4 protein-coding genes are annotated in these 7,279 nt (G+C 43.3%); all 4 read left to right on the top strand.

Features of this window, described 5'->3' with window-relative positions:
* A partial coding sequence (locus M1B78_RS17940; RefSeq protein ID WP_276019263.1) for a SusC/RagA family TonB-linked outer membrane protein occupies positions 1 to 2,832 on the top strand: 2,832 nt, incomplete at its 5' end.
* Between the two features lie 31 nt (positions 2,833 to 2,863).
* The gene (locus tag M1B78_RS17935) at positions 2,864 to 4,411 is read left to right on the top strand and encodes a RagB/SusD family nutrient uptake outer membrane protein (protein WP_176468881.1); all 1,548 of its coding nucleotides are present in this window, start codon (positions 2,864 to 2,866) and stop codon (positions 4,409 to 4,411) included.
* Positions 4,412 to 4,432: 21 nt separating this feature from the next.
* The gene (locus M1B78_RS17930) at positions 4,433 to 5,296 is read left to right on the top strand and encodes a hypothetical protein (RefSeq protein WP_257941437.1); all 864 of its coding nucleotides are present in this window, start codon (positions 4,433 to 4,435) and stop codon (positions 5,294 to 5,296) included.
* Positions 5,297 to 5,377: 81 nt separating this feature from the next.
* Positions 5,378 to 7,090 (top strand): M64 family metallopeptidase, encoded by a 1,713-nt coding sequence (locus M1B78_RS17925; RefSeq protein ID WP_257941436.1) that lies wholly within the window; start codon positions 5,378 to 5,380, stop codon positions 7,088 to 7,090.
* Positions 7,091 to 7,279: the final 189 nt, after the last annotated feature.

Below are 7,279 nucleotides of genomic sequence, written 5' to 3'. Positions count from 1 at the left end.
ACACAAATTGGTGCCATTACCGGTGTAGATGGTGATTTTACATTACCAAACGTACCAAGTTCCGCGAAAACTCTGGTAATTTCGTATATTGGTATGCAGACGCAGGAGGTGGCGATAAAATCTCACGTAAGAGTAGTCATGAAATCTGACTCTGAGCTACTTGAAGAGGTTGTGATTACCGGATATGGTTCGGGACAGAAACTAGGTTCGGTAGTAGGTTCAGTAACTGCGGTAGGCAGTGAAAAACTTGAAAAGAAGCCCGTAGCAAATGTTGCTGACGCCCTTCAAGGACAAGTTGCCGGTTTGCAAGTTTTCACTCCAAGTGGTGAACCAAGTCAATCAGTACGCATGCGTTTGCGTGGTGTAAGTTCTATTAATAGTTCTTCTGAGCCGTTATTCATTTTGGATGGTTCACCAATTTCTGCTGGCACATTTACTGCACTTAACCCAAACGACATCGAAAGTATGACTGTATTGAAAGATGCTTCTTCTACAGCTATTTACGGTTCACGTGCAGCCAATGGTGTTGTTATCTTGACTTCCAAGAAAGGTAAGAGAGGAAGTAAGGCTACCATTAATATCAGTGCACAATATGGTGTCTCCCGCATGACAGGTGACAATGTGGAAATGATGAATGCTCAACAATGGCTGAACTTCCAAGAGGCTCTTGATCCGTCTATGAAAAACAATGCTGCTTTCCAGGAAAAGAAAAACTTCTATATCAACAACGGAATTTCTACTGACTGGGCAGACATATTTTTCGGTGGTTCTGCGCCTGTACAACAATATGATTTGAATGTTTCTGGTGGTACAGATGCTGTCAACTATTACTTTGCTTTCGGACACTATGATGCTGACGGTATCATGGATGACTCCAATCTGCGTCGTGAAACCTTGCGTTCCAACTTGGAATCGAACATCAACAAATGGTTGAAAGCAGGTATCAACCTGAACCTATCTCATCAGAAATATTCTACTACTGCATTTGGTGGTAGTGGAAACAGCGTTTATAACAAAGCATACGCTTCACGTGTTTACCGTCCTACCCAGACCTATTATGAGATTTTGAAAGATGATAACGGCAACTTCCTCGGATTTGGCGACCGTTTGAATTTCTTTGATGAACTGGGCTATTGGAACCCTTATTACTTGTCTGAAATCCAGCCGGGAAACAATACAATGGCTCGTATCAATGGGAATACTTATGTGAACATCAACCCAATCAAGGGATTAAACATCCGCGCTGCACAGGCTATGGAAGCTTTTGACTACCGCACTTCCGGAGTAGCTCTTCCTATGGAGCCGTTTAAAGATGCCGGTACTGCAAAAGAATCGTTCCAACGCTACTATGCGTTTACTTATACGAACACTGCCGAATACAAATTCACGGCTTGGGATAGAAACCACTTCTCGTTTTTGTTGGGACAAGAGTCTATTATCCGTAAGAATGAAAGCTTTGGTGTGTCTGTAGAAGGTTTGACAGATACACGACTGATGCTGATGTCTGCCGGTGCTACTCCCAAGATGCCGTCACACAGCAAGAACAACACTGTGTTCAATTCTTACTTTGTGACTGGTAGCTACAACTTCGATGAAAAATACTACTTGGATGCCACTTTCCGACGCGATGGTTCTTCTTTGTTTGGACTCAATAACCAGTGGGGTAATTTCTGGTCGGCAGGCGCCATGTGGGATTTGAAGAAAGAGGCTTTCTTGAATGATGTGGATTGGCTGGACGACTTGCAACTGAAAGTCAGCTACGGTTCGGTTGGTAACTCCTTGGGTTTGGATCCCTACATGTCATTCGGTTTGATTGGTACCGGTCCGCTTTATGGTGGAACTTCAGGTACGGCTGTCGCCAATCCGGCCAATCCGGATTTGACTTGGGAGGTTCTGAAATCCACCAACGTGGCATTAAGCACTCGCTTGTTCGACCGCGTAAGCCTGGATGTGGAATACTATCAGCGCAAGACCGAGGATATGTTGATGGAAATTCCTTACTCTTATACAACCGGATTCAGTACAGGCTGGGGTAATGTAGCCAGTATGGTGAACCGAGGGGTGGATATTACTGCCAATGTGGACATTTTAAAGAATGTAAACGGCTTAGACTGGAGCATATCGGCTAACGTGAACTATAACAAGAACGAGATTACGGAACTGTTCAACGGCTTGGACGAATATGTGTTGGCAAATACCGGCTTGAAGTTGCAGAAAGGTATGCCTTACGGTGAATATTACTATGTACGTTGGGCAGGCGTAGATTCACGTGATGGTTACAACATGTGGTATGACAAAAATGGCAACTTGACCAAAAACTTTTCTGATGATGATGCTGTATTTACAGGTAAACAGCGCTATGCTCCATGGTCAGGCGGTTTTGGTACACGTGCAAGTTGGAAAGGTATCACCGTAGCAGCTGATTTCTCGTTCATGTTGGGACAATACATGGTAAACAACGAACGTTGGTTCACGGAGAATCCTACCTTTGCAGCTAAGAATAACCAAACAACTGAAATGCTGACTATGTGGCAAAAACCAGGTGATATTACCAATATCTCTTGCGTAGACTCTCCGATGCAGTTTGATACGCACTTGCTGGAAAATGCTTCTTTCATGCGTCTGAAGAACCTAACCGTAAGCTATACATTCCCGCAACGCTGGATGAAGAAGACCGGTTTTATGGAAAACGCCAAAGTATTCTTCGTAGGACGTAATTTGTGGACTGTGACTAAGTACAAAGGATACGATCCTGAAATTGACAGCAATATACAATTAGGCAACTACCCGAATACCAAACAGTTCTCATTCGGTGTAGAACTGACTTTCTAAACCATTAACCATAAAAAGAGGATAAACAGATATGAAGAAATTACATATATTATTAGCGGCAGCTCTTCTTGCCGCTGGATTCTCTTCCTGCGACATGGAGAAATATCCATATAATGCCGTAGAAGAGTCTTTATACATGACCAGTACCACCGACTTTGCCAATGCGCGAATCGGTCTATATTCCAGTTACCGCGGATTGACTACCGGTGGATATATTTTATTGCCCGAAATGCAGTGCGATGACTTCAATGCTACGGTAGGATACTCCAATTCATATGGAAATATGTACCGTTGGGATTTTCAAAGTTCTGATGGAAATATCCAAAATTACTGGAGCAATTACTATTTACTGATTGCACGTTGCAACTATTTTATTGATAGCTACCTAAAACTTAAAGAAGGCAATACCAGTTTTAGCGATGCTGACATGGCTAAAATTAGAGCATACGTTGGTGAAGCCTACTTTACAAGAGCCTTTTCATATTTCAATTTAGCCAATCACTTCTGTAAGGCATACAATAGTGCCAGCGCAGATGCGGATTTAGGAATGCCGTTACAACTGACGTACGCTCCAACTTCTAATTCAGCTGTCTATCCGGGGCGTTCTTCCATGAAAGAGACTTTTGCACAGATTATAAGCGACTTGGACAATGCCAAAGAATTAGTAAACATTGGACTTGCCTTGGACAAAGGCAAGTCTGCTATCAATTACATTTCCACAGATGTTGTGACTGCTTTACAGGCACGCGTAGCATTACAGATGAAAGATTATGCTGCCGCTGCTACTGCTGCCACTTCACTGATTGCTGCCGGCAAATATGCTTTGGTTAATTCGGCCGAAACATTCCGCGGCATGTGGGTGAATGATATGAGCAGCGAGGTGATGTGGCAGATTTACATGAGTGCGGACGAATTGGGCAGTGCAACCGGAACCTCTTTCTGGGGACAATATCAGGAAGATCCTGCTAAAGTAACAACGGATTACATCCCGACAGGTAAATTGGTAGATTTGTATGAGAAGAATGATATCCGTTTCGCGGCTTTCTTTGCTCCTTTCACATTGAATGTAGCTACAGGTGCCCAAGGTAACATCTATATGTTCGACAAATATCCCGGTAATCCCGATATCTATACTATAGTAGGCGTAGATAATCACTACACAAACAAGTCCAAGCCATTCCGTATTGCCGAGCAGTACTTGATTGCTGCCGAAGCATACGCCGGCCAGGGCAACGTTACCGAAGCTGCCAAATATCTGAACGATTTGAAGCGCAACCGTATTGAAGGTTATACAGACCGTACTTTCAACAGTGCCGACCTGCTGATGGCTGAAATCCGCGATGAGCGCCACAGGGAATTGGTAGGTGAAGGATTCCGCCTGTCCGATTTGAAGCGTTGGGGATTGGGAGTAAATCGCCAGAACAATGTACAGGATGCCAACTTGGTATTGTTCCCCGATTCAGAAATTACTACCGCCCTTGAGAAGGCAGCTGATGACTTCCGTATGGTATGGCCTATTCCCAAGGCTGAAACGGACGTGAATCCTCAAATCAGAAACCAACAGAATCCCGGTTATTAATCATTAAAAAAAGACGTAAATATGAAATATCTTAAATTATTAGTTCTTTTCCTTTTACCGTTGACCTTTGTTGCTTGCGACGATGATGAAGAGGTTATGAACTCGGGTAACGCCACGGTTGAGTTTGGTGAAGCAACCATAACTACAAGAGAAAGTACCTCTATGTTACAAATTCCCATTGTACTCACAGGCGACCACAATGGTACTGTTCGGGTAACGGCCAAAATGAGTGGAAGTACCGCCAACTTCGAGAACAACAAAGACGTGATTGTGACTACCGAAACATTGGTAATGCCCGAAGGCGTTGAGACTGTCAATTTTGAAGCTCATTTAAACGTAGCTAATGATGCCATCGAAAGTGGTCGTTCCATTACGTTCGAAATTGTAAGCGCAGAAGGTGCAACCATAGGGAATATCAAAACTTGCACAGTAGAACTGAAAGAGAACAATCCGTTGGAAGGCATTTATACGCTTTCTGGATACAGCCCATTTGATGGCGCAGTCAGCAGCGAAAAGTGCATGCTCAGCATGGAAGAGGGAATCAACGATGTAGCTTACTTAGATCTTGGATTCGGTGGTTTGCTTACTATCAACCTTGAAGAAGTTATACCTGGTACGAAATATAACATCACAATCCCCGGAGCGCAAGTTATTGGAACTCATTCTTCATACGGAAATGTGTTGTTCCCCTATTGTGAATTTACAGGTACTGGTGTAACTCCCTACAAGACTGATATTATCGGTGTATATGAATCAGGCATAATCACATTAAATACACCTGAAAATTTTGGTGTAGGATTCTATGTTAGTGCCGGTTGGTTTGGTGCATATGTTGCCTATACCGATAAGAATGGTACGCTTGTTCCTGTCACTTTGCGCAAATAAGCAGCACTTGTCTGTTTGATTTAAAAGAAGAGGGTGCCATTTTGGTGCCCTTTTCTTATAACATAATAATGCATCAACGTTATGAAAACAAGATTTTACGTACTTATCTTTTTGATGGGAGTGATTTCCTCTATCAGTAGTTGTTCGGACGATGAAGTAACACCGGTTTTGGATGTTCATGCACAATCGGGCAACCTGGTGATGGAACCGCAGGCGAATGCCCAATTGGACATCCATTTTGTCTGTAACAATGCCTGGCAGGCGCAGGTAGATGTCAATTGGGTAGTACTTTCCTCAATGAAAGGGGAAGCAGGGGACATAACTCTTTCCTTGTTAGCTAAAGAAGATAACCGTACCGGCGAAGACCGCACCGGTACATTGATTTTGACTTCGGCCGGACTTACCAAGGAAATAAAATTCACACAAAAACAAACTGAGGTGTTGAACGTAATCCAGACCTTATATACAATCCCTGCAACAGGTGGCAAGATTGACATTGATTTTGCCTCAAACCTACAGAATTGCCATTTTATGCTTGTAGCAGAAAATGGGATACCCGAGTGGATTACGCAAGAGCCAAACAGCCAGACCAGAACTCTACGAAATGAAAAAATCAGTCTGACCATCCTGCCTAATCATAAACTGGTGGAGCGAAAAGCTAACATTCAAATATATGCCGTAGATATGCAGAATGAGTCCAACGTGCTCTTGAAATCACCACGCATCTCCATTTGTCAAAATGCCAATGAGGTAGGTATCTCTACAGACATGACCACCAAGGATAAGAAAGTAAAAGTCTTGCAAAGGCACAGCAAGGGCAATGGAGTACCTATCGTCATCATGGGTGATGGCTTCTTGGATTGTGACATCGAAATAGATACCAAAGACAATTACTACTATAAAATGATGGAAAAAGCCATGGAAAACTTCTTTTCCGAGGAACCCGTACAATCGTTGCGCGAATACTTTGATGTGTGGATGGTGACTGCCGTATCACAAAACAATGCATTTGGTGGAGCATATAGTACTCGTTTCAGTTGTAAACTGGAAGGAGGTGGCAGCACTGGTATTACCGGCAATCATACATTGGTAAAAGAGTATGCCGCACTTGTGCCTGAGTTGCAAGCTAATCCAAATCTGCTTAATGAAGTAATGGTCATCGTTGTGCTCAATACCGAAGAATATGCCGGCACCACCTACTTCGGATTTGCTAATATGGGAGAGTTTGCCATCGGCTATTGTCCCATCATTAACGGACCGGATGATGAAATGTTTCGCAGGGTGCTGTGTCATGAATGCATTGGGCATGGTTTTACCAAACTACTTGATGAGTATTCGTATGAACAATACGGTACTATCCCTGCTACAGAGATAGAAAAAAACCGAAGAATGCAGCAACAACTGGGCTGGGCCATGAACGTAGATTTCACCAACAACCGCGAAGAAGTGTTGTGGAAACACTTTCTGAATGACAGACGCTATCAAGGAAAAGATTTTTATGGCGAAACACTAGGGGTCTATGAAGGTGCTTGCACATATTGGCGCGGTGCATGGCGTCCTACCTTAGAGAGCATGATGCGCAGTAACACACATGGTTTTAATGCTCCCTCGCGTGAAGCCATCTATAAGCGCGTGATGCACGTAGCTCATGGTTCCGAATGGAAATATGATTACGAAATGTTTGTCGCTTTTGATTTGGCTCACCTACCACAATCTACCAGTACACGTAATACAAACATCAATCCATCTATGAACAAACCATTTGCTGCTCCTCGATATATGGGACATTTTTAATAAGTATCCAAACTGAAAAGGTATGGATTCACGTTGATTTTACAACCTGTATATTCTCTTCCTGGGCCGTGTCGAATGCGCGATACGGCTTTTTTTAGTACGCTCGGCATGGGCATTATCTAACGGGTGCAAGTCCCTAGTAAGCCCTAATAGCGGGAATTACATAGCCAAGAGCAAGGGTGTTCATCG

The organism is Bacteroides muris (ex Fokt et al. 2023), assembly GCF_024704895.1.
GTDB classification, from domain to species: domain Bacteria; phylum Bacteroidota; class Bacteroidia; order Bacteroidales; family Bacteroidaceae; genus Bacteroides; species Bacteroides muris.
This window is presented reverse-complemented; position numbering and strand designations above follow the sequence as displayed.

Coding starts and splice junctions, on each gene's coding strand:
- M1B78_RS17935 (WP_176468881.1), top strand. CDS start 2,864: ATGAAGAAATTACATATATTATTAGCGGCAGCTCTTCTTGCCGCTGGA.
- M1B78_RS17925 (WP_257941436.1), top strand. CDS start 5,378: ATGAAAACAAGATTTTACGTACTTATCTTTTTGATGGGAGTGATTTCC.
- M1B78_RS17930 (WP_257941437.1), top strand. CDS start 4,433: ATGAAATATCTTAAATTATTAGTTCTTTTCCTTTTACCGTTGACCTTT.